This is a genomic window from Candidatus Binatia bacterium (assembly GCA_029243485.1).
Classification (GTDB): domain Bacteria; phylum Desulfobacterota; class Binatia; order UBA12015; family UBA12015; genus VGTG01.
Genome location: JAQWRY010000075.1, coordinates 128,853 through 155,842, shown reverse-complemented (window position 1 = coordinate 155,842; position 26,990 = coordinate 128,853). Strand labels below are relative to the sequence as shown.

The 26,990-nt window shown below is 67.1% G+C and carries 26 protein-coding genes; 14 read left to right on the top strand and 12 right to left on the bottom strand.

All coding sequences use genetic code 11. From position 1 onward, the window contains the following. Position 1: 1 nt before the first annotated feature. Positions 2-1,933: a hypothetical protein gene (locus P8R42_22385; protein MDG2307344.1), complete on the top strand. Its 1,932-nt coding sequence runs from the start codon at positions 2-4 to the stop codon at positions 1,931-1,933. Positions 1,934-1,946: 13 nt separating this feature from the next. On the opposite strand, the gene gatB is transcribed toward P8R42_22385, so the two are convergent. The 3 genes from gatB to gatC are packed head-to-tail and all read right to left on the bottom strand — an operon-like array spanning position 1,947 to position 5,202. Continuing rightward, positions 1,947-3,437 carry an Asp-tRNA(Asn)/Glu-tRNA(Gln) amidotransferase subunit GatB gene (gene gatB, locus P8R42_22380; GenBank protein MDG2307343.1) on the bottom strand — a complete coding sequence of 497 codons (1,491 nt, stop codon included), beginning with the start codon at positions 3,435-3,437 and terminating at the stop codon, positions 1,947-1,949. Then, a complete protein-coding gene (gene gatA, locus P8R42_22375; protein ID MDG2307342.1) occupies positions 3,434-4,915 on the bottom strand; it encodes an Asp-tRNA(Asn)/Glu-tRNA(Gln) amidotransferase subunit GatA in 1,482 nt (493 codons plus the stop codon). Before gatA ends, gatB begins: the two co-directional genes overlap by 4 nt. Continuing rightward, positions 4,915-5,202, bottom strand: a complete 288-nt coding sequence (gatC, locus tag P8R42_22370; GenBank protein MDG2307341.1) for an Asp-tRNA(Asn)/Glu-tRNA(Gln) amidotransferase subunit GatC — start codon at positions 5,200-5,202, stop codon at positions 4,915-4,917. The genes gatA and gatC overlap by 1 nt, the downstream gene beginning before the upstream one ends. A gap of 98 nt (positions 5,203-5,300) precedes the next feature. On the opposite strand from gatC, the gene P8R42_22365 reads away from it, so the two are divergent. The 6 genes from P8R42_22365 to P8R42_22340 are packed head-to-tail and all read left to right on the top strand — an operon-like array spanning position 5,301 to position 14,220. Beyond that, on the top strand, positions 5,301-6,011 hold the full coding sequence (locus P8R42_22365; GenBank protein ID MDG2307340.1) for a DUF2760 domain-containing protein: 711 nt from the start codon (positions 5,301-5,303) through the stop codon (positions 6,009-6,011). Then, entirely contained in the window at positions 6,008-7,867 is a 1,860-nt protein-coding gene (locus P8R42_22360) for an Hsp70 family protein (GenBank protein ID MDG2307339.1), read from the top strand. Before P8R42_22365 ends, P8R42_22360 begins: the two co-directional genes overlap by 4 nt. Further along, entirely contained in the window at positions 7,864-10,644 is a 2,781-nt protein-coding gene (locus P8R42_22355) for an Hsp70 family protein (protein ID MDG2307338.1), read from the top strand. The genes P8R42_22360 and P8R42_22355 overlap by 4 nt, the downstream gene beginning before the upstream one ends. Positions 10,645-10,678: 34 nt before the next feature. After that, positions 10,679-11,053, top strand: coding sequence for a YraN family protein (locus P8R42_22350; protein MDG2307337.1), 375 nt, complete (start codon positions 10,679-10,681; stop codon positions 11,051-11,053). Positions 11,054-11,100: 47 nt separating this feature from the next. Beyond that, positions 11,101-12,378 (top strand): serine--tRNA ligase, encoded by a 1,278-nt coding sequence (gene serS / locus P8R42_22345; protein MDG2307336.1) that lies wholly within the window; start codon positions 11,101-11,103, stop codon positions 12,376-12,378. A gap of 15 nt (positions 12,379-12,393) precedes the next feature. Next, complete coding sequence (locus P8R42_22340) at positions 12,394-14,220, top strand: FAD-binding protein (protein MDG2307335.1); 1,827 nt, start codon at positions 12,394-12,396, stop codon at positions 14,218-14,220. A gap of 4 nt (positions 14,221-14,224) precedes the next feature. On the opposite strand, the gene P8R42_22335 is transcribed toward P8R42_22340, so the two are convergent. After that, positions 14,225-14,839 carry a 2,3-bisphosphoglycerate-dependent phosphoglycerate mutase gene (locus P8R42_22335; protein MDG2307334.1) on the bottom strand — a complete coding sequence of 205 codons (615 nt, stop codon included), beginning with the start codon at positions 14,837-14,839 and terminating at the stop codon, positions 14,225-14,227. Positions 14,840-14,955: 116 nt separating this feature from the next. Here P8R42_22335 and P8R42_22330 point away from each other — a divergent pair, with 116 nt between their 5' ends. Further along, the gene (locus P8R42_22330; protein ID MDG2307333.1) at positions 14,956-15,147 is read left to right on the top strand and encodes a ferredoxin; all 192 of its coding nucleotides are present in this window, start codon (positions 14,956-14,958) and stop codon (positions 15,145-15,147) included. 16 nt (positions 15,148-15,163) lie between these two features. On the opposite strand, the gene P8R42_22325 is transcribed toward P8R42_22330, so the two are convergent. Further along, positions 15,164-15,490, bottom strand: a complete 327-nt coding sequence (locus P8R42_22325) for a gamma-butyrobetaine hydroxylase-like domain-containing protein (protein ID MDG2307332.1) — start codon at positions 15,488-15,490, stop codon at positions 15,164-15,166. 111 nt (positions 15,491-15,601) lie between these two features. Between P8R42_22325 and P8R42_22320 the strand changes: the two genes are divergently transcribed. Beyond that, positions 15,602-16,498 (top strand): hypothetical protein, encoded by an 897-nt coding sequence (locus P8R42_22320; GenBank protein ID MDG2307331.1) that lies wholly within the window; start codon positions 15,602-15,604, stop codon positions 16,496-16,498. A 17-nt stretch (positions 16,499-16,515) separates the two neighbouring features. On the opposite strand, the gene tatA is transcribed toward P8R42_22320, so the two are convergent. Beyond that, the gene (gene tatA / locus P8R42_22315; GenBank protein MDG2307330.1) at positions 16,516-16,773 is read right to left on the bottom strand and encodes a twin-arginine translocase TatA/TatE family subunit; all 258 of its coding nucleotides are present in this window, start codon (positions 16,771-16,773) and stop codon (positions 16,516-16,518) included. A gap of 36 nt (positions 16,774-16,809) precedes the next feature. Here tatA and murJ point away from each other — a divergent pair, with 36 nt between their 5' ends. Further along, positions 16,810-18,489 (top strand): murein biosynthesis integral membrane protein MurJ, encoded by a 1,680-nt coding sequence (murJ, locus tag P8R42_22310; GenBank protein ID MDG2307329.1) that lies wholly within the window; start codon positions 16,810-16,812, stop codon positions 18,487-18,489. Next, positions 18,479-19,153: a class I SAM-dependent methyltransferase gene (locus P8R42_22305; protein MDG2307328.1), complete on the top strand. Its 675-nt coding sequence runs from the start codon at positions 18,479-18,481 to the stop codon at positions 19,151-19,153. Before murJ ends, P8R42_22305 begins: the two co-directional genes overlap by 11 nt. A 27-nt stretch (positions 19,154-19,180) precedes the next feature. Here P8R42_22305 and P8R42_22300 read toward each other — a convergent pair whose 3' ends face one another. Next, complete coding sequence (locus P8R42_22300) at positions 19,181-19,402, bottom strand: hypothetical protein (protein MDG2307327.1); 222 nt, start codon at positions 19,400-19,402, stop codon at positions 19,181-19,183. Between the two features lie 821 nt (positions 19,403-20,223). Here P8R42_22300 and P8R42_22295 point away from each other — a divergent pair. Further along, a complete protein-coding gene (locus P8R42_22295; GenBank protein MDG2307326.1) occupies positions 20,224-21,384 on the top strand; it encodes a sigma-70 family RNA polymerase sigma factor in 1,161 nt (386 codons plus the stop codon). A 118-nt stretch (positions 21,385-21,502) separates the two neighbouring features. On the opposite strand, the gene P8R42_22290 is transcribed toward P8R42_22295, so the two are convergent. Next, complete coding sequence (locus tag P8R42_22290) at positions 21,503-21,724, bottom strand: hypothetical protein (GenBank protein MDG2307325.1); 222 nt, start codon at positions 21,722-21,724, stop codon at positions 21,503-21,505. Positions 21,725-21,779: 55 nt separating this feature from the next. After that, complete coding sequence (locus tag P8R42_22285) at positions 21,780-22,052, bottom strand: hypothetical protein (GenBank protein ID MDG2307324.1); 273 nt, start codon at positions 22,050-22,052, stop codon at positions 21,780-21,782. A 268-nt stretch (positions 22,053-22,320) separates the two neighbouring features. On the opposite strand from P8R42_22285, the gene P8R42_22280 reads away from it, so the two are divergent. Together P8R42_22280 and coaE are read left to right on the top strand one after the other, a co-directional pair. Further along, positions 22,321-24,675 (top strand): penicillin acylase family protein, encoded by a 2,355-nt coding sequence (locus tag P8R42_22280; protein ID MDG2307323.1) that lies wholly within the window; start codon positions 22,321-22,323, stop codon positions 24,673-24,675. 13 nt (positions 24,676-24,688) lie between these two features. Then, a complete protein-coding gene (coaE, locus tag P8R42_22275; protein ID MDG2307322.1) occupies positions 24,689-25,297 on the top strand; it encodes a dephospho-CoA kinase in 609 nt (202 codons plus the stop codon). Between the two features lie 8 nt (positions 25,298-25,305). Here the strand turns inward: coaE and grxD are convergent, their stop codons facing one another. The 3 genes from grxD to P8R42_22260 are packed head-to-tail and all read right to left on the bottom strand — an operon-like array spanning position 25,306 to position 26,984. Next, positions 25,306-25,626, bottom strand: coding sequence for a Grx4 family monothiol glutaredoxin (gene grxD / locus P8R42_22270; protein ID MDG2307321.1), 321 nt, complete (start codon positions 25,624-25,626; stop codon positions 25,306-25,308). Positions 25,627-25,659: 33 nt separating this feature from the next. Beyond that, on the bottom strand, positions 25,660-25,905 hold the full coding sequence (locus tag P8R42_22265; GenBank protein ID MDG2307320.1) for a BolA/IbaG family iron-sulfur metabolism protein: 246 nt from the start codon (positions 25,903-25,905) through the stop codon (positions 25,660-25,662). A 41-nt stretch (positions 25,906-25,946) separates the two neighbouring features. Next, positions 25,947-26,984 carry an NAD(P)/FAD-dependent oxidoreductase gene (locus P8R42_22260; GenBank protein ID MDG2307319.1) on the bottom strand — a complete coding sequence of 346 codons (1,038 nt, stop codon included), beginning with the start codon at positions 26,982-26,984 and terminating at the stop codon, positions 25,947-25,949. Between the last annotated feature and the right edge of the window lie 6 nt (positions 26,985-26,990).

The following is a 26,990-nucleotide window of genomic DNA, read 5'->3' as shown; positions in this document are numbered from 1 at the left end:
GGTGAACGCAGCGGATTCGACCGCCCCGGCGCGACAGGAGCCTCTGACTTGGCTGGCGCGAGCTCTGGCGGCGGCACTGGTCGCTGTGGTGATCACCTGGGTCGCGCGGCGGACGACGTGGTACCTCGCGATCGACCAGTTCGGGTACCTGACGTTCGCAAAAGACCTGGTCCATGGCCGGGTCCTGCACGAATGGCCGTTCCTCGAGGTTCTGCGCCAGTTCCTGCCGGCGGGTCTGGACGCGGACGTCCTGGGCCAAACGTACGTGTACCACGCCGGCGAGTTGTTTTGCCGCTATGCACCGGGTTTCCCGCTGATCCTGGCACTCGTCCAGATCGTCTTCGGCCCGGCGGCGACACATCTGGTGAACCCGGTCGCTGCCGGACTCCTCTTGGCGACGCTGTTCTGGCTGGGCCGCAGGGTCCTCGACTCCGATTGGCTCGGGCTGGGTGCGGCGCTCCTGGTCACGCTGCTGCCGACCTACGTGCTGCTGTGGTCGATTTCGCCCCTGCGCGACGTGCCCGCCCACACGTTTGCGCTCGCGGGCCTCGGGGTCTTGGTGCCGGTGCCCGGGTCGCGCCGGTCCGTCACCCGTTGGATCGTCTCCGGCTTTCTTCTCGGCTGCACCATCAGCACGCGGATCGATGCGGTTCTGTACGCCGTCCCTGCCATTGCGCTGGCGTTTCAGTGGAGGCCCTGGGCGCGACGGGACATTCTGGCGGGAGCCGCGGCACTCCTCGTCGGTGTGCTTCCGCTTCTCACGTACAACTGGATCGCGACGGGGAACCCGCTGCGTCCGACGCAGGCGATGGAACTCAACCGGGTGTTGTCGAGTGTGGACGATCGGTCCGACGAAGACGTTCTCGATGCCATCGCACGAGTCGCGGGGCCGACGAGGGCGCATGCCCAGGCGGCGACATCGGTGGCCGACAAACGTGCCGCCCGCCTTCTCCAGGGAGGAGGGCTCCGACTTGCCCACCTCCGGACGACGCTTCCGCAGAACCTGGATCTCTATCTGTCCGTGTTCGGACCGCTCGGCGGCGCACTGGGTTGCTTCGGTGCGCTGGCGGCAGTGCGGCGATTGCCGCTGTTTCTATTGACGGTGCCCTACGTGGTGGTGTCGACACTCTTCTTCAGTCTTTGGACCCGGCCGGACCCTCGTTATCTGGCGGGCAGCATCCTGTTGTCCAGCTTGCTCGTCATCTACGGCGCGGTGACGGTTGCTGCGGCAACGGACGAGGCGCGGCGCCGCGGGGTTCGCACGTGGGTTGCCCTCGGTGGAGCGGCCGTCGTGATCGGATTGTGCACGTGGGGCCTCGGAGTACCGGACGTCGAAGAGGTGAGCGCGCGTCCGTGGGCCACCGTTGCGCTCGAGGGGGCCTTGGCGGCCGCCCTGCTCGTTGGCGTGTTTTTTCCCGGTGGGCGCGCCAAGTGGGTGTTCGCGATCGTCCTAGGGCTGAGTCTCTCCGGGGTCGTGGCCGTACGTACCAGTTCCCGCATCGGGCTCCGCGGGAGCTTCCAGCAGGAGCAGGTCCAGATCGCTCGAGAGACGATCGAGGGAGCCACGAGCGACAAGGCGCTGATCATCACGAGTTCGGAGATTGGACGCCCGGCAGAGAACATCAATTTTTACACCGACGCGAATGCGGTCTACCTTCGTGAGGTGACCCGATGGGGCGTTACGCCGCCCTACATCCTCGACCAGGCGCTTGCCGATGGGTTCGAGGTGTATCTCCTCCTGCCTCCTAGTGACGCCCGTCGCTGGATCGAGAGTGAGTTCGTCTGGCCCTGGTTCGAGCCCGAGATGGTTGCGGAGATTCCGCTGGAGGAGGCACGCCGATGGTTCGTAGCGTCACCGGCTCACTACGGCGTTCCGCTGTGGTTCGTGCAAATGCACCGGCGGCCCGAGCGAATCCGCGCGCCGGCGTCGTAAGGCGGCGTTCGGGTCAGGGCTTTGCGAGCCGTGCGCGAAGGATTTCGTTCACGGCCTTCGGGTTGGCCTTGCCGCCAGTGGCCTTCATGACCTGTCCGACGAAGAAACCGATGAGCTTATCCTTGCCTCCGTGGTACTCGGCGACCTTGTCCGGCTGTTGCTCGAGCACGCTATCGACCGCGGCGGTGATGGCGCTCTGGTCGGTGACTTGACGCAGGCCCTTTCGCTCTACGATGTCTCCCGGGGCGTCGCCCGACTGGTGCATCTCGTCGAACACGGTCTTGGCGATCTTCCCGCTGATCGTCGAGTCATCAATCAGTTGGACGAGCTGTGCGAGGTGGTCTGCTGAGACGGGCCACTTCTGGATGACGAGTGCGCCGTCCAGACGACCCTCTCGAACCAGCCGCAAGACGTCGCCCATGACCCAGTTGGAGATGGATTTTGCGCTGTCATGCACGGCGACCGCCGCTTCGAAGTAGTCTCCGAGGTCGCGTCGCGCGGTCAGCACCTCGGCGTCGTATTCCGGCAAGCCGTACTGGCTGACGAAGCGCGCGCGACGGGCTCGTGGTAGCTCCGGGAGCTCGGCGCGGAGCGCTTCTACGCGCTCTTGCGACGTCTCCAGCGGAAGGAGGTCGGGCTCGGGGAAGTAGCGGTAGTCGTGTGCGTGTTCCTTGGATCGCATCGGCGTCGAGCGGCCGCGGTCGGCGTCCCAGCTGCGCGTTTCCTGGGTGACGCGACCGCCGTCTCCAACCAGTTCGATTTGGCGGCGGATCTCGAAGTCGATCGCTCGCTCGACGCTCCGGAACGAGTTCATGTTCTTGGTTTCAGTTCGGGTGGTCAGCTCGGTGGCGCCGAGCCTTCGCACGGACACGTTGGCGTCACAGCGAAAGCTGCCCTCGTCCATGTTTCCGTCGCACACCTCGAGGTAGAGCAGGATCGAGCGAAGGGCGCGGAGGTAGGCGACGGCTTCCGCCGCGGACGACATGTCCGGCTCGCTGACGATCTCCATCAAGGGGACGCCCGTTCGGTTCAGGTCCACGAGGGAGTGCGCCTCATGGGCGTCGTGGATGCTTTTGCCGGCATCCTCCTCCATGTGAATGCGCGTGAGGCGCACGCTCTTCAGTCCCTCCGGGGTGTCGATCTCGACGAAGCCCTCCACGGCCAGCGGTTCGTCGAACATGCTGACCTGAAAGCCCTTGGGAAGGTCTGGGTAGAAGTAGTTCTTGCGCGCCCAACGGGCGACTGGTGGGATGCGGCAACCGGTGGCGACGCTGGTCCGGAGCGACAACTCCAGTGCGCGTTCGTTTAAGACCGGGAGGACGCCGGGAAAGCCCATGCAGACCGGGCACGTGTGCGAGTTGGGGGCTGCCCCGAAGCTCGCCGAGCAGCCGCAGAATAGCTTCGACTCCGTTAGGAGTTGGGCGTGGACCTCGAGTCCGATCACGGGTTCCCAATCGCCGTAATCGGGCGGAGCGTCCTGGCCGGCGCGGGTATCCTGGTTCATCGGCTCGAGTCTCCCTGGGAAAGGGCGGGGCGACGGGTGTGGAAATCGGTGTCGCGCTGGTACGCATCGGCCGCTCGAAGGGCCTCGGCCTCGGCGAATGCCGGGGCCAGGATCTGCAAGCCGATGGGAAGGCCGTTGTCGTCGAACCCGCAGGCCAGAGAAAGCCCGGGCAGGCCCGCTAGGTTCGCCGGGACCGTGAAGATGTCGGTGAGGTACATGCTGAGCGGGTCGTCGCTGCGCTCGCCGAGGCGGAACGCCGTCGTGGAGGCGGTGGGGCTCGCGATGAGATCGCACGACTCGAACGCGCGGATGAAGTCTTGTCGGATCAATGTTCGGACCTTCTGAGCCTTCAAGTAGTACGCGTCGTAGTAACCGGCGGAGAGCGCGTACGTACCCAGCAGGATCCTTCGCTTTACTTCGGTTCCGAAGCCTTCGTCGCGCGTCTGTCGGTACATGTCGAGCAGCTCGCCGCCCTTTTGGGTGCGCAGCCCGTACTTCACGCCGTCGTAGCGTGCGAGGTTGGACGACGCCTCCGCGGTTCCGAGGAGGTAGTAGGTGGCGACGGCGTACGAGGTGTGCGGCAGGCTCACGTTCACGATCTTCGCGCCGCGCGCTCCAAGCGTTTCGATCGCGTCACGGGTTGCCTTCTCGACGGCGGGGGCCAGCCCGTCGACGAAGTACTCGGCGGGGACGCCGATGCGCACGCCGGAGAGATCGCCGGTGAGCGCGGCTTCGTAGTTGGGCACCTCCCGGTGTGCAGACGTCGAGTCCCGTGGGTCGTGCCCGGCGATGACCTGGAGAAGGGTCGCGGCGTCCCGGGCGGTGTGGGCGAAGGGCCCCACCTGGTCCAGCGAGGAGGCGTAGGCGATGACGCCGTAGCGGGAGCAGCGTCCGTAGGTGGGTTTGAGGCCCACGACGCCGCAGTAGCTGGCCGGAAGGCGGATCGATCCGCCGGTGTCGGTCCCCAGCGAGCCCAGGCACTCGCCGGCCGCCACGGCGGCCGCGGAGCCACCCGACGATCCGCCGGGCACGCGGGAGGGATCCCACGGGTTCCGGGTCGGATCGAAGGCGGAGTTCTCGTTCGACGAGCCCATCGCGAACTCGTCCATGTTGGCTTTTCCGAGAAGCACGGCACCGGAGGTGGCAAGGCGGGTCGTCGCGTCGGCATCGTACGGTGGGACGAAGTCCTCGAGGATCTTCGACGCGCACGTCGTGCGGATGCCCTCGGTCGCGAAGATGTCCTTCAGGACGATGGGAATTCCGAGCAGGGGCTTGCGTTCGCCGCTGGCACGCCGCTCGTCGGCTGCGCGCGCGTCGGCGAGCGCCCGCTCGCCCGTGACGGTGATTAGCGCGCCGATGGTGGGTTCGTGTGCGGAGATCCGGCCTAGAAGGGCCTCCGTCAGCTCAACGGAAGACGTGTCCCCCGCATCGAGCGCGCGGCGCGCGTCTTGGATGGTCCACAGATCGAGGTTGGCCATTACTCGAGGATCTTCGGGACGCGCAGGTAGGTGCGGTCGCGGTCGGGTGCATTGGCGACCATCTGGTCGGCGCGGGCCTCATTGACTGCTCGGTCGGGCCGAACGGGGGCCGGCGTCTCGACGGTGCTCGCCGTCGCTTCGACTTCGCTCGTGTCGATTTCGCTCAGCTGTTCGACGTACCCGAGGATCGCCTCGAGTTCGCCTCGCAGCGCCATACGCTCATCGTCCGTCAGCCCCAGGCGCGCGAGGAGCGCGATGTGGTCGACGTCTTCCAGGGAGACCGGCATTTGTTATGCGTTAACAGCGCTCGCCCGAGGCGGCAATTTCGCCGCCGGCGTGCACGCGTATCCCCAGTACGGCAAGTCCGCGAAAACAGGAGCAATGCATGGCTGAGGCCTCCTCCCGCAAGACGGGAATCTACGTCACGAGTGTGCTGTCGGTGGCGCTTGCCGCGGGCAGCGGGTTCGCGCTGTACCAACTCGCCGCCCCCGGGCCGGCGGAGGCACTGGCAGCCGTGCGGGCTGCGGCGGACGGAGGCGTCGGGGCCGCGTTTCGCGCGGCCCAGGGCGCGGGCCTCCTGCCCTGGCTCCTCCTCCCGACGGTCGGGCCTTTTCTCCTAGCCCTCCTGCTGTTGGTCGTCGCGCCCAAAGGTGGGGCGGCGAAGGGGGCGCAAGACGCAGAAGAACACGAGGAGGCCCCTGCCGAGCTGCCGGGTGCTGCGGGGCTCCGGCTTCTTGCCGCGCTCCAGGAAGAGGCTCGGTTGGTCGACTTCGTCCGCGAGAACCTCGACGACTACAGCGACGAGCAGGTGGGGGCGGCCGTCCGCGGCATCCACTCCTCGCTGCGCAAGGCCGTCGACGAGCGCCTCGGAATGGTTGCGATCTTGGAAGGTGAAGACGGTGACCCTGTCGAGGTCCCGGCCGACTTCGACCCGGCCCTGATCCGGGTCACAGGGAACCCCTCCGGTGAGCCCCCGTACAAGGGGGTCTTGCGACACGGGGGTTGGAAGGCAACTGACGCGCGACTGCCCGTCCCGACGCCCGGGAGCGACCCCACGATCCTCGCACCCGCGGAGGTCGAGGTCGGCGGCGAATGAGCGGACCGGCGAGCGAAGGTGACGCACGGTTCATCGTCGGCATCGATCTGGGTACGACGAACTCGGTCCTCGCCTACACGGATACGGGGGGCGGAGAAGGCGCCGAGGTGCGCCTCCTCGAAGTGCCTCAACTCACGTCTCCCGGCACCGTCGAAGCGCGCTCACAGCTCCCCTCGTTCCTCCTCATCCCGCGGAGAGAGGAGGTGCCGGCGAAGTCGATTCGGCTTCCCTGGGGCGCCCCGGAGGCCGGTCATGTCGTGGGTACGCTCGCGTCGAAGAGGGCTGCGGAATCGCCGGACCGTGTCGTGTCGTCGGCCAAGTCGTGGTTGTGCAATGCAAATGTGGATCGCAAGGAGGCGATTCTTCCTTGGGTCGAGGGCGGAGCCGAGACCGGGGGCACGGAACGCGTCTCGCCCCTCCAGGCGTCTACGGCGTACCTCGCGCACCTACGGGCGGCTTGGGACGAGAGCTTCGGCAAGAGTGAGGCGGCTCCCCTGGCGGAGCAAGATGTATACTTGACGGTTCCCGCATCGTTTGATGCGGCGGCGCGCGAATTGACCGTCGAAGCGGCGAAGGCCGCGGGTCTTGCGCGCGTCCACCTGATCGAGGAGCCGCAGGCGGCGGTATACGCGTGGCTTGACCAGGCCGGGGAGGACTGGCGCGAGCAGGTGGCCGTCGGGGACGTTCTCCTCGTCTGCGACGTCGGCGGAGGCACCACGGACTTGAGCTTGGTCCTGGTGGACGAGGAAGAGGGAGGTCTCTCCCTCACGCGCGTCGCCGTCGGGAACCACATTCTCCTCGGCGGCGACAACATGGACCTCGCGCTCGCGTTCGCGGTCCGCAGCAGTCTCGCGAAGGACGGAAAGCGGCTCGACCCATGGCAGCTACGCGGCCTGGTCCAGAGCTGCCGCGTGGCGAAGGAAGGGCTTCTGTCCGCGGACGGGCCCGACGCGGTGCCGATCTCCGTGCTCGGCCGCGGAAAGAAGCTCATCGGTGGGACACTTCGTAGCGAGTTGACACGGACGCAGGTGAACGAGCTTCTCCTCGACGGGTTCTTCCCGAAGGTGGCGTCGGATGCTCGCGTTGCGCGAGACGAGGCCGCCGGTCTTTCCGAGATCGGTCTGCCGTTCGCTGCCGACGCCGCCATCACCCGGCACCTGGCTGACTTTCTCGGTGCCCATCAGGGCGCTGTCGAGGCCGCACAGGGCAAGGAGGATGCGGCGCCCTTGCCGACGGCGTTGCTCTTCAACGGCGGCGTCATGGCGGCCGAGGGCATTCGGGCGCGTATTGAGGACGTCGTGGGCGACTGGGCGAAGAGTGCCAAGGCGCCTCCGCCGCGCGTCCTGTCCGGGGCGGATCTGGCGCATGCCGTCGCGCGCGGTGCCGCCTGTTACGGACGCGCGCGTCGAGGCACGGGCGTTCGGATTCGCGGTGGAACGGCACGCTCGTACTACGTCGGGATCGCCAGTTCGATGCCGGCGGTTCCCGGGCACCCGGCCCCTGTTAAGGGTCTGTGCGTGGTCCCCTTCGGGGTCGAGGAAGGAACCGAGCTCGAAGTTCCGGGCAGCGAGTTCGGGCTCCTGGTCGGGCAGACCGGCGAGTTCCGGTTTTTTGCTTCGACGACGCGTGACGAGGACGCCCCGGGGCAGGTGCTCGATGAGTTCGATACCGGAGATCTCGAGGAACTCGCCCCACTTCACGTCGAACTGGAGGGCGAAAGTGGCGAGCGTGTGCCGGTCCGCCTGCGCGCGCACGTCACCGAGATCGGTACTCTGGAGCTGTTCTTCGTGGGTCGTGGGAAGGGCCCGCGCTGGCGTCTGGAGTTCACCGTGCGTGAGGCGGGTGGGCGCGGGTGAGCGAATCTCCGCAGTTCGTCGTCGGTATCGATCTCGGAACGACGAACACGACGGTTTCGTGGGGCCGGGTCTCGGGTGGCGCCATCGAGTCATTCGAGATCGCGCAGCTCGTCGGAGAGGGGGAGGTCGCCGCACGCCCGGTGCTGCCGTCCGCGCTCTATCTGGCCGGCGAGCATGACGTGCCGGACGGGGCTCTGGAACTGCCCTGGGCGAAGGATGAACGACGTGCGGTCGGGGCTTTGGCTCGGAAGCTCGGGGCCCGCGTCGCCGGTCGGCAGGTCGTTTCGGCCAAGTCGTGGCTGTGTCACGGCGGCGTCGACCGCGACGCTGCGATCTTGCCGTGGGGAGGTTCTGAAGACGTTACGAAGGTCTCGCCGGTCGAGGCGTCGACGGCCATCCTGTCGCACCTCCGCGCGGCCTGGAACGTAGCGCACCCGGAGGCGCCGCTCGAGGAGCAGGATCTCGTTCTCACGGTTCCGGCCTCGTTCGATGAAGTCGCACGCGAGCTCACCGTTCGCTCCGCCGCGGACGCGGGGCTTCCGCGGCTGCGCCTCGTGGAGGAGCCCCAGGCGGCGATTTACGCCTGGATCGCTGCTCACGACGACTGGCGTGAAGCGCTCGAAGGGCACGAGACGATCCTCGTTCTCGACGTGGGTGGGGGCACGACTGATTTTTCGACTGTCGCCGTTCGCCGTTCGGCCGACGGGGTCGGGCTCGAGCGCGTGTCGGTGGGCGACCACATCCTGCTCGGCGGCGACAACATGGACCTGGCGCTCGCGACGCGGATCCTCGCCCGCGCGGGAAGTGCGGGGCTGGACGCGGCCCGGTGGCAGCAGCTCTCCGCGCTGTGCCGCGAAGCGAAGGAGCGGCTCCTCGGGGAAGACCCACCGCAGAAGGTGCCCGTGTCCGTCGCCGGTCGCGGCCGAGGCGTCGTGGCCGGAACGGTGCGCGCCGACCTCGTCGGGAAGGACATTCTCGACGAAGTTCTAGATGGCTTCTTTCCCGCTGTCGACGCGTCGGCCGAGCCGGAGAGGGGGAGTCGTGCCGGGCTGGTCGAGTTCGGACTTCCGTACTCGTCCGATCCGTCGATCACGCGTCACCTCGCCACATTCCTTCGGACGGCGGATGGAACCGGGCAGGAAGCGGCGGTTCCCGATGCGGTCCTGTTCAACGGAGGCGCCGTAAAGCCCGATGCCGTTCGGTCGCGGGTCATGGATCTCCTGGAAACGTGGTCGGGGAAGCGGCCGATCGAGCTGGCCGGCGCAGATCTCGACCTGGCGGTGTCTCGGGGGGCGGTCGCGTACGGGTTCGCCCGCCGCGGTTTCGGGGTTCGCATCGCGGGCGGTGCGGCCCGGTCGTACTACCTCGGCCTGCAGGACGATCGTGAGGCGGAGAACCATCGAGTGCTCTGCATCGCACCGCGCGGGATGGAGGAAGGCGCAGAGATCGACGTGCGAGATCACGATTTCGTCGTCGCCGCCAACCAGCCCGTCCGTTTCAGCATCTACGCGTCGAGCACGCGCACCGGTGACGATGCGGGCGCCGTTCTCGACGTGCCGGCCCACAGTGTACTCGAGCTACCGGAGATGGCGACGGTGCTCCGCTTCGGAAAGTCGCTGGCTGCGCGCGATGTGCCCGTCTACTTGCGGGTGCACCTCACCGAGACCGGGACCCTCGAGGTCTGGTGTCTTTCGCGGAACACCGATCATCGTTGGCGGCTTAGCTTCGATCTTCGCGCCCGCACGGGCCAGGAAGGCGCAACCGGTCCGGATGCCGACGGGTCGGTGCCTGACGATACCCAGGAACTCATCGTTCCCGACGATTCGGTGGACGCGGCGCTCTCGCTGCTCGATGCGTGCTTCTCGGGCGACGAGATCGAGCCGGTACAGATCACGCGCCGACTCGAAGAAGCGCTCGCCGCGGGAAAGGACGCGTGGCCGCTCGCCTGCATCCGCCGACTCCTGGACAGGCTGCTCGAGCTCGAGAAGGGCCGACACCGCACGCCCGACCACGAAGCACGCTGGTTCAACCTCGCCGGTTTTCTGTTGCGGCCCGGGTGGGGAGAGGAGCGTGATTCGTGGCGCACGGAGCAGCTCTGGCGACTCTTCGATCGCGGGCTGGCGTTCGCGAACGCGACCCAGGGGCGTGCGGAGTGGTGGACCATGTGGAAACGCGCCGCCGGCGGGCTGACCCGTTCGCAGCAGCAGGTGATTCACCAGGAGGTCCGACCGGTGCTCCTTCCGGAGGCGCGCAAGAAGGGGAAGCCGCTTCGCTGGAAAGCGGGCAAGCAGGAAGCCCGCGAGCTCTGGCAGGTTGCCGCGAGTCTCGAGCGGATCGATGCGCACGCGAAGCAGGAACTCGCGGCCGCGCTCGTTCCACGCGTCGCCAAGGGAAAGGCTTCGGAGGCGGAGATCTGGGCCTTGGGTCGGCTCGCCGCACGGGCCCCGGTCTACGGCCCCGCAAACACGGTGGTGAGCCGAGAGTCGGCGGAGGCGTGGCTCGAGAAGCTCGTCCGGGCGAAGTGGGAGCGCTCGTCGAGCTTGGCGCTCGCCGTTGCGCAGATGGCTCGCCGCACGGGTGACCCCGCGCGGGATGTCGGCCCCGAGTCGGCTAGTGCAGTCGCAGAGCGACTCGATCGAGAGCCGGCCGGCAAGGGCTTCGCCCGCTGGGTTCGCGAGCTCGTGCCGATGGACGCGAGTCAGCAGGCGCTGATGCTGTCCGAGGCGCTCCCGACCGGGCTTCGGATTGTCTCGGAAGAGGGTACGGATACGGCTTGAGCCGAGGCGCTGCCCGTTGGAGCCTGCTCGGCTCATGGCACGGGCAAAGGATCCAAGGATCGCGCGCGGCCGAGCGGCCGAGGACGCCGCTTGCGAACTTCTCGTACGCAGCGGCTACACGATCGTGGCCCGCAACGTTCGGCTCGCAGGGGCGGAGGTCGATGTGGTGGCCCTCGATGGTTCCACGACCGTCTTCATCGAGGTCCGCTCGCGGTCGAGTCGGCGCCACGGGGGCCCTCTCGCGACGATCGGCCGGGAGAAACAGGCTCGGATCGCCCGCGTGGCGGCGGCCTACCTATCGAGGCAGCGCCGTGCCGTGGCGGCGCGGTTCGACGTCGTCGGTGTCGAGTGGGGGGAAGGGCATCCGGTCTGCACGCTGATTCGGAGTGCCTTCGATAGCCCGTTCTGACGGCCCCCCTTTTTCCTTGGCCGCCGACGTGTTTACGAGAGAGCCCCATGTTGGACATCCGTCTCATTCGTGAAGACCCCGACCAAGTGAAAGCCGGCCTCGCAAAGGTGCAGTGTCCGGCTTCGGTCGTCGACGACATCCTTGCGATCGACAAAAAGCGACGCGAGGCGCTGCACGAGCTCGAGACCAAGCGGGCCGAGCGAGGACGCCGTTCCAAGGAGATCGGCAAGCTTCCGCCGCAGGAGCGCAAGGCCGCCGGCGCGGCGGTTGGTTCTCTGGGCGCCGAGATTTCTGCCGCCGAGGCGGTCGCCGAGGAGGCGGACGCGGAGTTTCGGCAGAGGATGCTGGAGATCCCCAATCTTCCGCATCCCGACGTCCCGTTCGGTGCCGACGATTCCGCCAACATCGTTCTTCGCGAGGCGGAGGCTCTGCCCCAATTCGACTTCGACGTGAAGTGCCACTGGGACCTCGGGCCGGCGCTGGGCGCGATCGACTTCGAGCGTGGCGTGAAGATCTCCGGCTCACGGTTCTACCTCCTGACCGGCCCGGGCGCGCGGCTGCAGCGCGCGCTCATCAGCTTCATGCTGGACGTGCACACCCGCGAACACGGCTACGTCGAGGTGTACCCGCCGGCGATGGTCAGGTCCGAGTGTCTCGTGGGCACCGGGAATCTCCCGAAGTTCGGCGACACGATGTACCGGGATGCGGAAGACGACTTCTGGTTCGTGCCGACCGCGGAAGTTCCGGTCACGAACATGTACCGCGAGGAGATCCTCGACAGCGCGGACTTGCCCGTCCGTCACGTGGCGTACAGCCCGTGTTTCCGGCGCGAGCGGATGTCCGCGGGGCGCGATGTGCGAGGCATCAAGCGTGGTCACCAGTTCGACAAGGTCGAGATGGTGAAGTTCGTCGCTCCCGAGCGGTCGGACGCCGAGCTCCTGAGCTTGCTCGACGACGCCGAGGACATCTGTCGTCGGCTCGGTCTCGCTCATCGCGTCATCCAGATGTGCACGGGCGACCTGAGCTTCGTCTCGGCCATGAAGTACGACGTAGAGCTCTGGGCCCCGGGGTGCGGCGAGTGGCTCGAGGTGAGTTCCTGCTCGAATTTCCGCGACTTCCAGGCCCGCCGCGCTGGAATCCGCTATCGAGGCGAGCCCGGTGCCAAGCCGGAGTTCCTCCACACCCTGAACGGGTCCGGATTGGCGCTCCCGCGCGTGCTGATCGGCGTTCTCGAAACCTACCAGCAGGCCGACGGCTCCGTCCGCGTCCCCGAGGCGCTCTTGCCCTACATGGGCGGTGACGAGGTACTGCGGCCCACCTCTTAGTCGGAGTCGGATCTCATGCGCATCGTCGTTTTCGTGAAGCAGGTGCCGGAGGTTTCAGAACTCCAGATCGACCCGGAAACCCGTCGGCTTCGCCGAGACGGCGTCGATTCGATGATGAACCCGTTCGATCGCCGCGCGGTTCTCGAGGCGCACCGACTGAAGGGAGAGCATGGCGGTACCATCACCGCCGTCACGATGGGGCCGCCGCAAGCGGAGAGCATCCTGCGGGAGTGCCTCGGTCTCGGCGCCGACCGCGTGGTGCACTTGAGCGATCGCGGCTTCGCCGGCGCCGACACGCTCGCGACGTCGCGCGCCCTGGCGCGAGCGACCGAACGCATCGGCTTCGATCTCGTCCTCGCGGGGCGGTACAGCATCGATTCGGAGACGGGCCAGGTTGGTCCGGAAGTCGCCGCACTGCTTGGGGTTTCCTTCCTCGGCGGTGTGCGGCGCCTCGAGATCTCGGCGAGCGACGGAGGATGGGCGCTCGACGCGGAGTGCGAGGGGGACGACGGCTTCATCGAGGTCGATGTCCCCGCGCCGGTGGTCGTCACGTGCACGGATCGATGGAAGAGCCGCATTCCGCGTGTTCTGCCCGACGAGGACGCGACGGAGAACGGGCCGGTCGAGGTCTGGTCGATCGCGGATCTCGGTGGTGACGAGAGCGACTACGGCCAAGCCGGTTCCCCGACATGGGTCGAAGAGGTCCAACCCGTCCTCTCGGAACGCAAGCAAGCTCGCGTCGTCCACGAAGACGACCGTGCGGCAGCGATTCAGGCGGTCGTCGAGGTTGCCCATCGTGCGGACGAGGAGGGTGCGGGGCGCTCGGCAGGCGCAGCGCTGGTCCATACGGCCACAGCCGACGGGCCCGAGATCTGGGTTCTGGGCGAACGGGGGCCCGAGGGGGCCGTTCGCCCCGTGACGTGGGAGTTGCTGGCGGCAGCCGACCGCCTGGCTGCGTCGCTGGCGGCATCGACATCCGTGTTTCTGCTCGACCCCCCTCTTCCGGACGACACACGGGCGCCCGTGGCGTCCCTCGCCGCGGAGATGGGCCGACGTGGAGCCGATGTTCTGTTCGAGAGCAACGCGCCGGTGAGTGCGTCGGTCGACGTGCTCGCGGCGGCCATCCGAGATCGACGGCCACGGATGGTGTTGGCCCCGGCTACGGTCCTCGGGCGCGACCTCGTTCCGCAGCTCGCGGCGCGTCTCAGCCTCGGGCTCACCGGCGATGCGATCGGCGTGGAGCTCGACGGCGACGGTCGCCTGCAGCAGTTGAAGCCGGCGTTCGGCGGCCAGGTCGTCGCGCCGATTCTATCGAAGACGAAGCCCGAGATGGTGACGCTTCGCCCCGGCGTGCTCGAGCGTGCGATGCAAGACGATGCGCGTCCTGCGGCTCGCGCCGTCGCGTTGTCGACGCCCCCGGTCGAGGCGAGCCCGGTCCGGGTTCGTCGTTTCGAAGCTGAGGTCGGCGCCGAAGAGGCGGCCATGGAAGACGCTCGGGTCGTCGTGTGTGTAGGGTTCGGTCTCGGGGAAGCGAGTGTGGAGAAGGCGGTTCGGCTCGCCAAGAGGCTCGGTGGCGTCGTCGCCGGGACGCGACGCGTGTGTGACCTCAAATGGCTCGCGCGCCAGGCGCAGGTCGGCCTCTCGGGACGCAGCGTCGCCCCGGACCTCTACCTGGCGTTCGGAGTCCGCGGCTCGTTCAACCACATGGTCGGCGTACGCCGCGCCGGAACGATCGTGGCCGTCAACAACGACCCGAAGGCGGAGATCTTCGAAGGCGCGGATCTCGGCGTGGTCGGGGATGCGACCGCGGTGCTCGACGAGCTGCTGTCCGCCCTCGGCTGAGGTCCTACTCCAGGATCTTCTGACTGAGGATCTTGCCGTTGATGTCCAAATCGTACACCAGAGGCACGCCGGTCGCGATGTTCAGCTCGAGGACCTGCTCGCGGGTGAGCTTTTCGAGCTCCATCACGATCGATCGCAAGCTGTTTCCGTGCGCGGCCACGAGGACGTTCTCGCCTGCGTCGAGACACGTCCGGATCTGCAGCGAGAAGTAGGGGAGGGTTCGGGCCGCCGTGTGCTTCAGGCTCTCGCCGTTCGGCGGCGCTACGTCATAGCTACGGCGCCAGATGTGCACCTGCTCGTCGCCGTACTTCTTCGCCGTCTCGGCCTTGTCGAGCCCCTGCAGATCGCCGTAGTGGCGTTCGTTCAGCGCTTGCTCGCGGGTGACGGGCAGGTCGGGGAGGCCCATCTCCTCGAGCGCGATGCGCAGCGTCTCCTGGGCGCGCTCGAGCTCGGAGGTGAAGCACCGTGCGAAGGCGATGCCGGACTCCTTGAGGAGCTTACCCGCACGGTGAGCCTCCTCGATACCCTGTTCCGTAAGGGGGACGTCGACCCAGCCAGTGAACTTGTTCTCCAGGTTCCACTGGGACTGGCCGTGGCGAAGCAAAACGAGAATGGACAAGAGATCTTCCTCAGGTGGATACGGATCGAGGCGCGTCGGCACGGCCGAACGCGGCTTCATCGTCGATCCTGGTTGTGTTAGAGCGCCCGGAGCCTACGGGCGGGAGGGTGGTTTTGATGAAAATCGTAGTTGATTTCGACAAGTGCAATAGCAATGCAGTCTGCCAGGCAGCTGCACCCGAGGTCTTCGAGGTACGGGAGGACAACTTCCTCTACATCCTGCAGGAGAATCCGGGTGAAGAACTGCGCGCGAAGGTGGACGCCGCGGTAAAGGGCTGTCCGACCAAGGCCATTTCAATCGAAGGCTGACGCATGAGACTCGCGCTCAGCCCGTGATCGGGCGTTCCGGTTCGCCCGCGCAGTACGCGCAGCGACAGAGCGCACGGAGTTCGGGAAGCAGGTAGACGCTCTCGTGGCCGTCGGACCAGGTCAGGAAGGCGCTCGCTTCGCCCAGGACGTCGACCGATGTGAGTTGGATGCCGCGGTTGCCCGGGGCCTCGTCGCGTTCTCGCATGGCGGCGCATTCTTCGCAGGGGCAGTGGGCGCGGAGACTCGTGTAAGGCATGATCGAGTCATGCCCGTCGAGCCAGTCCACACCCAAGGCGTAGTGCCCGATGCGCTTGGTTTGTCGGATTGTAGGGGTCTGAGCCATGGGAGAGAGCGTCTGAGGAATGTTAGGGAAGCTCGGGAGCCACGACAAGCGTCCGGGCGAATCCGGGGCCGGGCGGGCTGTCTCGGCCCGACCGCGGTCCTGATTCTGGTTTTGCTGGGGCCGCTTTGCGGGCGCGCCTACGGGATCTCGCCCGGCGAGGCCGGGCAGCATGTCGGGCAGGCGGTGACGATCGAGGGGTTCGTCCAGCAGGTCATGTGCTCGCCCCGGGCCTGCCTCCTGTCGTTCGAGGCGGGCTGGGCGGGTTTCGTGGCCACCATCCCCGGCGAGAGCCGTGCGGGCTTCCCCGACCCCAAGACGTATGAGCGGCAGATCATCCGGCTGCGGGGCGTCGTGGAGGACCGCCAGGGCCGGCTCCGGCTGGAGCTGACCGACCCGTCGCGCATCGAACTCGTGGGGAGCGCTGCGGCCGAGAAGGTCTCGCGGGTGAAGAGCGCGAACGCGAAGCCGGTCGCTCGGTCCGACGGCGCGAGCCCGGCTCAGCCGGAGGTGCCCCAGCGGCGCACGAAGGTGGACGTGTCCGGCGGCCTCAGGTCCGGTGCCCCCGGCTCGCAGCTAGGTACCATCGTCCGCGACCTCCAGGAGGAGGCCGCCGTCACCGGCACCGCTGGGGCCGGCGCGTCGGAGATGGCCGTCCAGGGGATGCGAGAGCGCGTGGCGATGCAGTCGCACACGATCCAGACTCTCGAGCAGCAACTGAACGAAGTGAACGGTCGGCTGCAGGAGTTGGAGCAGCGGCCGGTCGTTCAGGAGCCGGTCGAGCCGGCACTGCCCGGCGTTCCGCAGATCGAAGAGTACGTGGTCCCGTCTCGTCGCGGCTTTGCCGAGGCTCATCCCCGCACGGGGTGGTCCGTCGATCGGCTGGTCCGCGAGTTGGGTTCGCCGCTGGAGGTGCAGGTCCAGTCTCGTGACGTGGCGCTATGGATTTACGGGCCTCGCCAGTCCGTGACGGTGAAACGCGGCCGCGTGAGGTCCGTGACCGGCTTCTGAACCGGACCGGTTCCGCGTCAGGTACGGGGTTCGTGGTCGGTGGGTTCGCGCTTTGTTTCGGTCGTCTCGTGGGCCGGTGGCGGCTCGGAGTCGTCGTTGCCGCGAGTCTCGAGGGCGTCGCGGAAGTCTTTGAGAGACTTGCCGACGAAGCTACCGAGCTCCGGTAGCTTGCGCGGACCGAAGATGAGAAGCACGACCACCAGAATGATGATCAGCTCGGGGACACCCAGACCGAACATGCCGTCGATACCATCTGCTGCGTGGAGGTCTGTCAAGCGATGGGTGGTCCGGTCTCACCGGACTCGTGCTGAATGAGCACGCCCAGCGGGTCGGAAGAGGGGGCATCCGAGCGTGGACTCGCCCGCTCCGGCGCGGTCGTCGGGGGCGCGGTCCTCGCCAGTCGGCTTCTGGGGCTAATCCGCGAGCAGGTCTTTGCCGGGTTCTTCGGGGCAGGGCGCGAGCTCGACGCGTTCATCACGGCTTTCCGCATCCCGAATCTCTTCCGAGACCTCTTCGCAGAGGGCGCACTCTCTGCGGCGTTCGTCACCACGTTCTCGCAGAAGCTCGAGAAGGAGGGGGAAGCGAGCGCGTGGCGCCTCGCCAACCTGGTGGTGCACGCTCTCGCGCTGGTGGTCGGCGGCATCGTGGTCCTGGGGATCCTCTGCGCTCCCCAGCTCGTCGACGTCATCGCCCCGGGATTTGCCGCCACGCCGGGCAAGACAGAGCTCACGGTGTTTCTCACGCGGCTCCTCTTTCCATTCCTGCTGCTCATCGCGCTCGCCGCCGTGGCCATGGGCATGCTGAACGCGAAGGGGCGATTCGGGGTTCCGGCCTCGGCATCGAGCTTCTTCAACCTGGGATCGATCGTGACGGGTCTCGCGACGGCCTGGTGGCTCGCTCCCGAGTACATGTCCGAGCTTTGGGAGTCGGGCGGGCGGAGCGTCGTCTCGTCCGAGGCGGCGGCGCGGGCGATCACCGGCATGGCCGTTGGCACGCTGATCGGAGGTGCGTTGCAGCTGTTGGTGCAGGTGCCGTCGCTGTATCGCGTGAACTACCGCTATCGGCCCGTCCTCTCCTTTCGAGATTCGGGCCTTCGTAAGGTCCTGGCCCTGATGGCGCCCGCGACCATCGGCGCGGCCGCCGTGCAGGTGAACGTGATGGTCAACAGCAACTTCGCGTCGACGCTCGGGGACGGCGCGGTGTCCTGGCTCAATGTTGCGTTTCGGTTCACGCAGCTGCCGATCGGGTTGTTCGGTGTCGCCATCGGAGTCGTGGCCCTTCCGGCCGTGTCGCGGCGCGTTGCGCACGACGACATGCGCGGATTCAACGACACCGTGACGCGCGCGCTCGGGCTGGTATTCCTCCTGACCATCCCCTCGGCGATAGGCCTGGCGGTCCTGGCCCCTCAGGTTATCGGCCTCGTGTACGAGTACGGTCGGTTCGGGTCGCACGACACCGCCATGGCGGCGGAGGCGCTGGTCGCGTACTCGATCGGGCTCGCCGGATACGCGAACATCAAGGTGCTCGTCCCGGCGTTCTACGCGCTCGGGGACGCCCGGACGCCGGCGCTGGTCAGTTGTCTCTCGATCGCCGTCAACGCGACGCTCAACTGGGTGGCGATTCGCCACTTCGGCTTCGGGCATGCCGCGCTCGCCCTGGTCACGTCCTGTGTCGCGCTCTTGAACTTCCTCGTTCTGTTCGTGGTCCTCACCCGGAGGATGGGGCCTGCCGTGGGGCTCGGGGGTGTCCTGCTGCGCACGATGCTCGCGGCGGCCGCCGTAGCGTTGGCGTGCCTGGCGACGCGCGCAGGGGTGGCGGCCCTCCTGCCTCTGGGGTCGGTTTCGGGCCGAGCCGTTGCGGTCGGCGCCTGTCTGCCCGTGGGGGCCCTGGTGTTCGTGTGGGCCGGGGCTCGGCTCGGGCTCACGGAGATCACGACGGTCCTCGCGCGGGTCGGCGCCCTGGTTCGTCGGGGGTCGTCCGGTGGTTCCTGATTCGAAACGTGCGCCCGCGCGAATCGGCGATTGGCCGACCGAGGTGACCTCCTATTCGCTCGGTGGTCGTGAGGTCGAACTCCTCACGGTGGCGTCGTTGGAGTCGCTGCTCGACCGGGACCAGCTTCTATGCGACGACGATTTCGAGCCGCCTTACTGGGCGCTGGTGTGGAGCGGTTCCCACCTCGTCGCCCAGTGGCTGCTGGAAGATGCGAGGCCGGCCGGAAAGAGCCTGCTCGACGTCGGCTGCGGTCTGGGCCTGATCTCGCTTTGCGCAGCGCAGGCAGGAGCCGTGGTGACCGCGGTGGACCGTGACCCGGTCGCGCTGGCCTTCGTTCGCGCGAGCAGCGAGCGGGCTTCGGTGCCCGTGGAGGTGCTCGAGGGCGACGTCGCCTGCGCGGTTGCCGAGCGAACCTTCGACGTCGTCGTCGCCGCGGAGCTCCTGTACGAGCGCACGGCGTTCTCTGCCCTGGCCGAGGCGCTCGTGTCGGCGCTGGCGCCGGGTGGCGTTCTGTACCTCGGCGATGCGTTTCGCATCGACACGGCCGCCTTCTACGAACAACTCGATCGACTCGGGCTCGAGTGCATCGACGAGCGGGTTCACTTCGTAGACGAGGAGGGTACGCGCGTACGAGTCCGCCTGGCCGCCTACCGCCCGCGGTGAGCCGACGACTCGGGGAAGGGGGAGAGGCTACTCGGCCGATTGGCGGTACTCGACCTGATGGTCGAGCAGGACTTCACCATCTTCGGTGATCCAGCCGAGTCGGCTCATGCGCTTCCCCTCGATGAGGTGATTCACGAGCTTCACGCGGCTCACGGACTTGCCGGAATCGCGGGCAACGTGCCACGCCTTGAGGACGACTTTGCCTCGCGTCGAGGCTCTAGCGGTTTTACTAAGCTTGTTGTCGGCCATCTTGAACGCCTCCGCCGGCCCCGCCGGCAATCACACACGAGAAGCGCTTGGTACCGACCAGGCGCGCTCGTCGCAAGATGTCGAGCATTTTTGGGGGGGTGGGACGGGCGCAGGGTCGCGCCCTGCGCCCGTCCCGCCTGTCGCCGATGAGGAGGTTGAGGGGAGGGCGGGAAGGGACGAGTCCCGCCGAAACCGGCAACAAACGGCCCGTCGAGGACGAGTCCTCTGGGGCAGCTTGGAAGGGTCGCAAGGCTCATGCCGTGGCGCCCCCGTGAAATGGGCCTGTGTGAAGGGCGAAACCCGGGCGTGTGTGCAATCTCGGCCTAAATTCGTGCGAATTTGCGGGAAGTGGGCCTCAGGCAGGCCATTAGCCGATTGGGCCCTGAATCAGTGGCTTCAGAAGCTCGTCTTTCACGATGAAGGAAAAAAACGCAAAAACGGTAATCAAACTGGTGACACGCTGAGTCAACTGGGGTAGTGTGGGGCCGCTTCGAAGGAAGAAGCCTAGAGGCACGGCGATCTCGGGCACGCGAGCGTAGGTCATGTGGCTGAACGCACAGCTGGTTCCCTGTTTTCGCTTTCCTTTTCCATCGAACAGATTTCATAGACTCCTCGCGAGCCGGTTTCCGATCGGTTCGACGAAGAGCACTTTCGCCCGGTTGAGCCGCCCTGCGGCACGTGCCGAGGCTATGTGAAGGGTCGGGAGACAAATGCGAAGCGCAAGCGCAACGTACGAAAACGAATCTGCCGAGGGCTCCGACTGGACTGAAGGCCAGGAAGGTAACACTCAGAATAACAGCAATACGCTGTCGGCCGATGACTTGGGTGAGATCGAAGACGAGGCGGTGACCCCGGCGTCGAACACGAAAGCCGCTGCGACCACGACTGCGAAGCCTGCGGCGAAGGACGAGCCGCTCATCGGCGACCTCGACGTGCTCGGTCGGTTCTACGCGGATCTCGCGAAGACCCCGTTGCTCGATCGTGAGGCCGAGCGCACTCTGACGACCGAGATCAGCCGCGCGCGTGACTCTGTCGTTCGTTGGCTCCGTCGCAACCCGCGCATCGTCAACGTCACGCTCACAGAGCGCGGCCGCGGCGTCATTCGTCCGACCGAAGAGTTCCGCGAGCGCGAGATCCTTCTCGTGGTCGACCGCGCGCGTATCCTGGCGCGTAGCCCCGCAAAGCTGCGCAAGCTGCGCCTGACCCGTGAGCGTGTCGCGAAGTTCGCCCGTGAGCTCGATATTCGCCTCGAGGCGTACCGCACGGCGCGCGACTCCATGCTCCGTGCGAACCTCCGCCTCGTTGCGGCCATCGCTCGCAAGCACGCCCGCCGCGGGCTTCCTCTTCCTGATTTGATTCAGGAAGGTACCCTCGGCCTTCTTCGCGCCGTCGAGAAGTTCGACCCCGCGAAGGACATCAAGTTCTCCACTTACGCCGTCTGGTGGATCTGGCAGTACATCGCGCGTTCCATCGACAACGATCGTTCGGTTGTTCGTACGCCTGTCCATTGGCACGAACTGCGCCGCAAGGTGGGCCGCCTCTCGCAGGCACTGGAGAGCAAGCTACACCGCGCACCCTCGAAGGAAGAGATCATCGAGGCGGGTGGCATCGACCAGAACCAGCTGGAGATGATGGCCGAGCCTGCGCACGTGCTGTCGCTCGACATGGAGCTCGGTCACGATGACGATCGTACTCTCGCCGAGGTCATTCCCGACGAGCAGGGCGATCGCCCGGAGGCGCGTAGCGTCGCCGGTGACCTCTCGCGTCATCTCGAAGACGTTCTCACGGAGCTGCCCGATCGGGAGCAGGCGATCATTCGCTTGCGCTTCGGACTCGATGACGACCAGGTCGAGACCCTCGAAGAGATCGGCGTGCGCTACGGCGTCAGCCGTGAGCGTATTCGTCAGCTCGAGGCAAAGGCTCTGACCCGTCTCCGCGATCTCTGCGGAAGCGCGGGCCTCGAGTCGTTTCTCGAAGTCTGAGACGAATTTTCGAACGAAGCTCTGCGGGGTGGGTCGCCATGTGCGGCCCGCCCCGTTTTCGTTTCGGCGGTCGGTGACGCGGTGTTGGGCGTTGGGCGTTGGGCGCTGGGGCTCGTTCCTAGTCGACGAACCCGGAGGCGTCCATTCGGGTACTCCGTCCGGAGGCGGCCCCGACCGGAGCGGGCAGGAACACGACACTTCGGTGCGGCTCGCGACCGCGGCTGATCGACACGAGTCCGCAGCGCTCCGCAACTTCGTGCTCTCTGCAACGGCATCCGCGGCGGCCCGCTTCGGTGCCGATGTCGTCGGACTGTTGCACGAGGTACTCCAGCGGAGGCACCCGGGTCAGTGCCTGGGAGGCACGTAGACCGCCTTCGGGGTCGCAGCCGAGTTTCTCAGTGCTGGACCCCGAGAGACGCCTTCAGGGCGCTCAAGTGGGCGAGTTCGGTGCAGATCTGGTTCAGGGACTTGGAGAGCCGGTCTGCCTCGGAGCTCGCCCAGTCCAGCTCTCGGGTTTCCAACCGTCCCAGAGCGTCCCGGAACTGCGCGTAGAGGCCAAAGAGGTCCGATAGCCCGGCGATGCCCTGCTCGGCGAGGCTCCTATCGACTTCCTCGGTGAATCGGAAGATCGCCTTTGCCTTTTGAAGCGCCTGTTCCACCTGCTGCATCACAGCCCCCTCTCTCCACAACCCCTAGGAGAACGAAATGTAGCTCGTTTCCGGGGAGGGGGGGAAGCGCTCTGCCGGAATCCTGCGGACCCGTGTTCGAGCCGGTCCCGAAGCGATGGTGCGGACCCATCTCGACGCAGAGTTTGAGAGAGCGCTGCAATGTGGCTAGCTTGCTGTACTCACGTGCTTGGGGAAGTTGGCGCGATCAGTGCTAAGGCCAGGGACGAGGGGAACCCACTTCCAATGTGCAGTCAGAACACGAGCTCGCATGAATCCCGGTGATCGCCAGCCCCCGAGGGGTCCCCCGCGCAGCGGTTTCGGTGGGGCTCCTTGGACCGACACCACCGTCGCGACCGAGGAGGCCGACGAGCATGCGGACCGGCGTTCTCCATTCGGCGGCTCCGGTTGGACTGGAACCCCCGGACTCGTCTCGGATTCGCCCGAGCCGGAGACCGAAGAGCCCAAGGCGAAGCCGACCGGCCGTCGGCGCCGTTCGACCGGACCGACCCACACGCGCCGAACCCTGGCCGCACTCGGATCGTCCGCGGACCTCTTGCGCGACGAGAACGGAGTGCCGCACGTCTACGCGAAGTCGGAGCGCGATGCGTACGCTGCGCTCGGGTTCTGCATGGCCGAGGACCGGCTCTGGCAGATGGACTTCTACCGCCGCATCGCGACGGGTCGCTCGGCCGAGTTGCTCGGGGAGCAGGGGATCGCGCGACGTGACGCGCTCGTTCGCACCGTGGGGATCCCGCGGCGTGCGGCCGCTGCCGCCTCGCGAATGGATGGTATCGCTCGTGACATCCTGGCTGCCTTCGCCGGCGGCGTGAACGCGGCGCGAGCGATCGTGAAGCCTGCGGAGAGCGAGCGGCTCGGGTACGAGATCGAGCCGTGGACGATCGCGGACTCGCTTGCGATCGAGCTCTACCTCGCGTGGTGTTGTGCCGCAGCGACCTGGCCGGAGAAGCTTCTCGTCGCGAGTGCTCTTGCCCACGGCGGTGTCGAGCGCGCGCGGATCGTTTCCTCGCGGCCCGTAGATTTCGTACCCACCAACGACGAACGGCTGGCGTTGTGGCGCCGCATCGATCCGAGACTGATCAACCTGGTGAACGACGCAGCCGTCGGCGTTCCAAGTGGGTTCGTGGCCGCACTTCGCGGGGCCCGGGCGGGAGGTGTCGGAGCCCTCACCGCGGCGATCGAGCTGCCGTTGATGTCGCCGAGCCCGATGTACACGGCCTTCCTCGATTGCCCGGCCTTCCGCGCCGTCGGTATCGCGCACGTCGGAATGCCGGGGCTGCTCGCCGGCCGAAACGAGCATGTCGCCTGGGGCGTCACTGGTGCCCGGATAGACGACGCGGACTGCGTCATGGAGGAACTCGACGGGATCGGCTCGTTCCGTTCCGAGGCGGGCTGGGAGAAGCTCAGCCGGCGCCGCGAGATCGTGCGGGTCCGGGATGGCGATACGATCAAGCTCGAGGTCGCGGAGACCCGCCACGGACCGCTGCTCTCCCATTTGATGGACCAGCTCGATGGTCCCGCGCCGGCCGAGCGGCCGGTTGCTCTCGCGCTCTGCTGGGGGGCGAATTCGTTGGGCACAGCGGTGCCCGGTTTGCTCGCGATGGCACGCGCCAAGGACGGGGAAGATCTTCTCGCGGCGGCACCGTTGCTCGATCGTTCCCCGCTGCCGCTGGATGCCCTGGGCGCCGACGGCGAGGGCGGCGCCGTGAAGATCCTCGGTGGGGCGAAGCCCACACGCAATTCGGCATCCGCGCTACCGCTTCGCGGTTGGATCTCCGAAGCGCGCTGGTCGGGGGCCGAGCCTCTCTCGAATCGCAGTGCTGCTGTTGAGACAGACGTTGCCCTGGCGACGGGCGCCCTTGGCGAAGGCGGGAACGAGAGCGTCGTGGCGCTTCGCGCGCAACGGCTCGCGGCGTCGTTGCAGAATGCCTCCGGTGTGGGCGCACTCGATGCGCTGTCGGCGGACGTCCTCGACGACGGCGCGCTCGCTCTGTTGCCGGCGATTCGCGCGGTGCTCGATCAGGCCGCTGCCGCAGGAACGGAGCGAGTGCGTGCGGCCTTGGTGGACTGGAATGGTTCCGCGGACAGTGCGTCGACGGGGGCCGCCGTGTTCTACGTCGCGCTCGCGCCCTACCTCGTAGATGCTCTCTTGCCCGAGGCTCGTTTCGGTTCGGTTGCGCAGTGCCGCGAGGTTTCGCTGGGGGCTGTCGCCCGGGTCCTCGGATCGCCTGAACTCAGCATCGAGCAGCGCGACGGAATCGTCGATGCCTTCCGCAAGGCCGAGCAATGGCTGGTGGACAAACTGGGAAGCGAACCTTCCGGGTGGAGATGGGGCGCCGTCCATACCATGCGTGCCGAGCACCCGTGTCCTGATCCGGAGCAGTTCCCCTCGCCGGCGACCGCGGCGGGCGGGTCACCTTTCACGATTCTGGGCCAGAGGTTCTGTGGGCCGCGTCCGCCGTTCCAGGTCGATGTCGCGGTTTGCGCTCGGCTCGTCGTGGATCTTGCGACCAAGGAAGCGCGGGTCGTCGGGGTCGGGACGGACGTCACCGTCAAGATCGGCGATCGCCCGAAGACCGAGCGCGTCGAACTCATCTGCGCCTGAGCGGGAGGCGACCGTGCTTCGGGTAGGTTTGACGGGGGGAATCGCCTGCGGGAAGAGCCTGATCGGCCGGCTGTTCGAGGAGCGCCACGTCCCGGTCATTGACGATGACGTGGCGGCTCGCGACGCGGTCTCGCCCGGGAGCGAGGGGCTCGCAGACGTGGTTGCGGAGTTCGGCGAGGGCATCCTCGCGCCGGATGGCAGCCTGGATCGGCCGGCCCTGGGAAAGATCGTGTTCGCCGACGACGGCTTGCGGCGGCGACTGATGGCCATCACGCATCCGCGCATCGGCGCACTGATCGCCGAGCGCTTCCGCGCGGCGGAGGCGAGCGTTGCTCCGTTCGTCGTCTACGAGTCGGCGCTTCTCATCGAGAATGGAAACGTCGACGCCTGGCGACCTCTGGTCGTCGTGCGCACGGACCGCGAGACGCAGATCGAGCGCATGGCCGGCCGCAACGGTCTCTCTCGTGAAGAAGCGGAGGACCGTATCCGCTCGCAGATGCCGGTCGAAGAGAAGGCCGCACTCGCCGACTTCGTCATCGACAACTCCAGCACGACGCAGCACGCAGCCAATGAGTTCGAGCGTGTGTACGCCGCCGTGGTCGAACGCGCGTCGGCCGACTGAGCGGTCGCCTACTGCAGCGCTTGCTGGACGAGCGGCGCGAGCTCGCCGCTCTCGTGCATCTCACGGATGATGTCGCAGCCACCCACGAACTCGCCCTTCACGTAGACCTGCGGGATCGTCGGCCACTCGGAGAACCGCTTGATGCCCTCGCGAATTTCTGGGTCGGTGAGGACGTCGACAGTCTCGTAAGGCACACCGATCTCGTTGAAGATCTCGATCGTGGCGGCTGAGAATCCACACATCGGGAACGTCGGCGTCCCCTTCATGTAGATCACGACGCGATTGTCGTCGATGGTCTTCTGGATTCGATCCGCAGCGTTCTCGGCCATAGTCGTTCTCTCTCTGTCGGGTGACGGCCGGACTCAGGCCTGGGAGGCCTGGGCCGGAGTAAGGGTCTTCAATGCGAGTGCGTGGATGTTCGTGCCGTCTACGGCGGCGCCGAGCGCCTCGTAGACCATCTTGTGTCGCTTCACCAAGGGCTTGCCGTCGAAGGCATTGCTGATCACGAGGACCTCGAAGTGGTCACCGCTGCCCGTGTAGTCACGGACCTCTGCGCTGGCGCCCTCGATCGTGGTCTCGATCTTCTGTCGGATCTCTTCGGCGGTCATGGTGCTCGCTCAACGTAGCACCGCAGCGGGGCAAGTGCAGGCTACTCGGGGCGTCGGGCCGCCCCGGCGCGGTGGGAGCTATAGCCGGGGAAGACGGGGGCGTCGGGGACGAGCGCGCTCGTGAGGTTGTTGACCGCGGTACAGGCCTCCCCGAAGTCCGCAGCGAGTACGCGGACTTTTCCGGGGTAGCTCGCGGCATCCCCAGCCGCCCAGACCCCTGGCGCGGCTGCCATGGTGGAGTCTACGGTGATCGCTCCGTCGACGGCGGTCGTACCGAGCCCGGCGAGATCGTCGCGGTGGGCGGCAAATCCAAAGCAGGGGATTATGGCGTCGACTTCAACGGTTTCGGAGGTGCCGTCTCGACGGTCCGAGAGAATCGCGCGCTCGACCGTGGCCGAGCCCTCGATTGCGGCCAGTTCGCGGTGCGGCCGGAAGGAGACCGCCGATGCATCGAAGCGGTCTCTCAGGTCCTGTGGGATCGCGAGCCGGTCGCGGCGGTGGATGAGCGTGGTCTCGGCGCCCGCTTCGGCGAGGGCGAGGGCGATCTCGACGCCGCGCTGCGTGCCGCCGGCGACGAGAGCGCGTCGCCCCGAAAGACGCGTCGGGTCGTCGAGGTGGTAGGTCAGGCCCTTGCCGTTCCACGATTGGATCTGCGGGTCCGGCATCGGTTGGGGGGCGAAGCGGCCGATGCCCGTCGTCAGCAGGATTGCCGGGACCTCGATCGGTTCCGGCTCGCACTCCTCGTTCTCTCTCGACCAGGCGATGCGAATACCGCCCTTGGTCCTCTCGTACCCGGTGACACGGGTGCCCAGCCGAATTTCGCCGGCAAAGCTTCGCGCCTGAGCTTCGAGGCGTTGCAGGAGCTCGTCGCCGCGGACTTCCGGAAAGCCCGGCACGTCGTAGATCGCGCTCTGGGCGTAGAACGTTGCGATCTGTCCACCGACGAACGGGAGTGACTCGAGGATCAACCACCGCAGCCCGCGGAAGCCGGCGTAGTACGCTGCGAATAGGCCGACCGGTCCGGCTCCCACGATCACGAGCTCCGGGGCGCCGGCTTCCGGTTGCGCTCGGGTCGTCATGTGGGG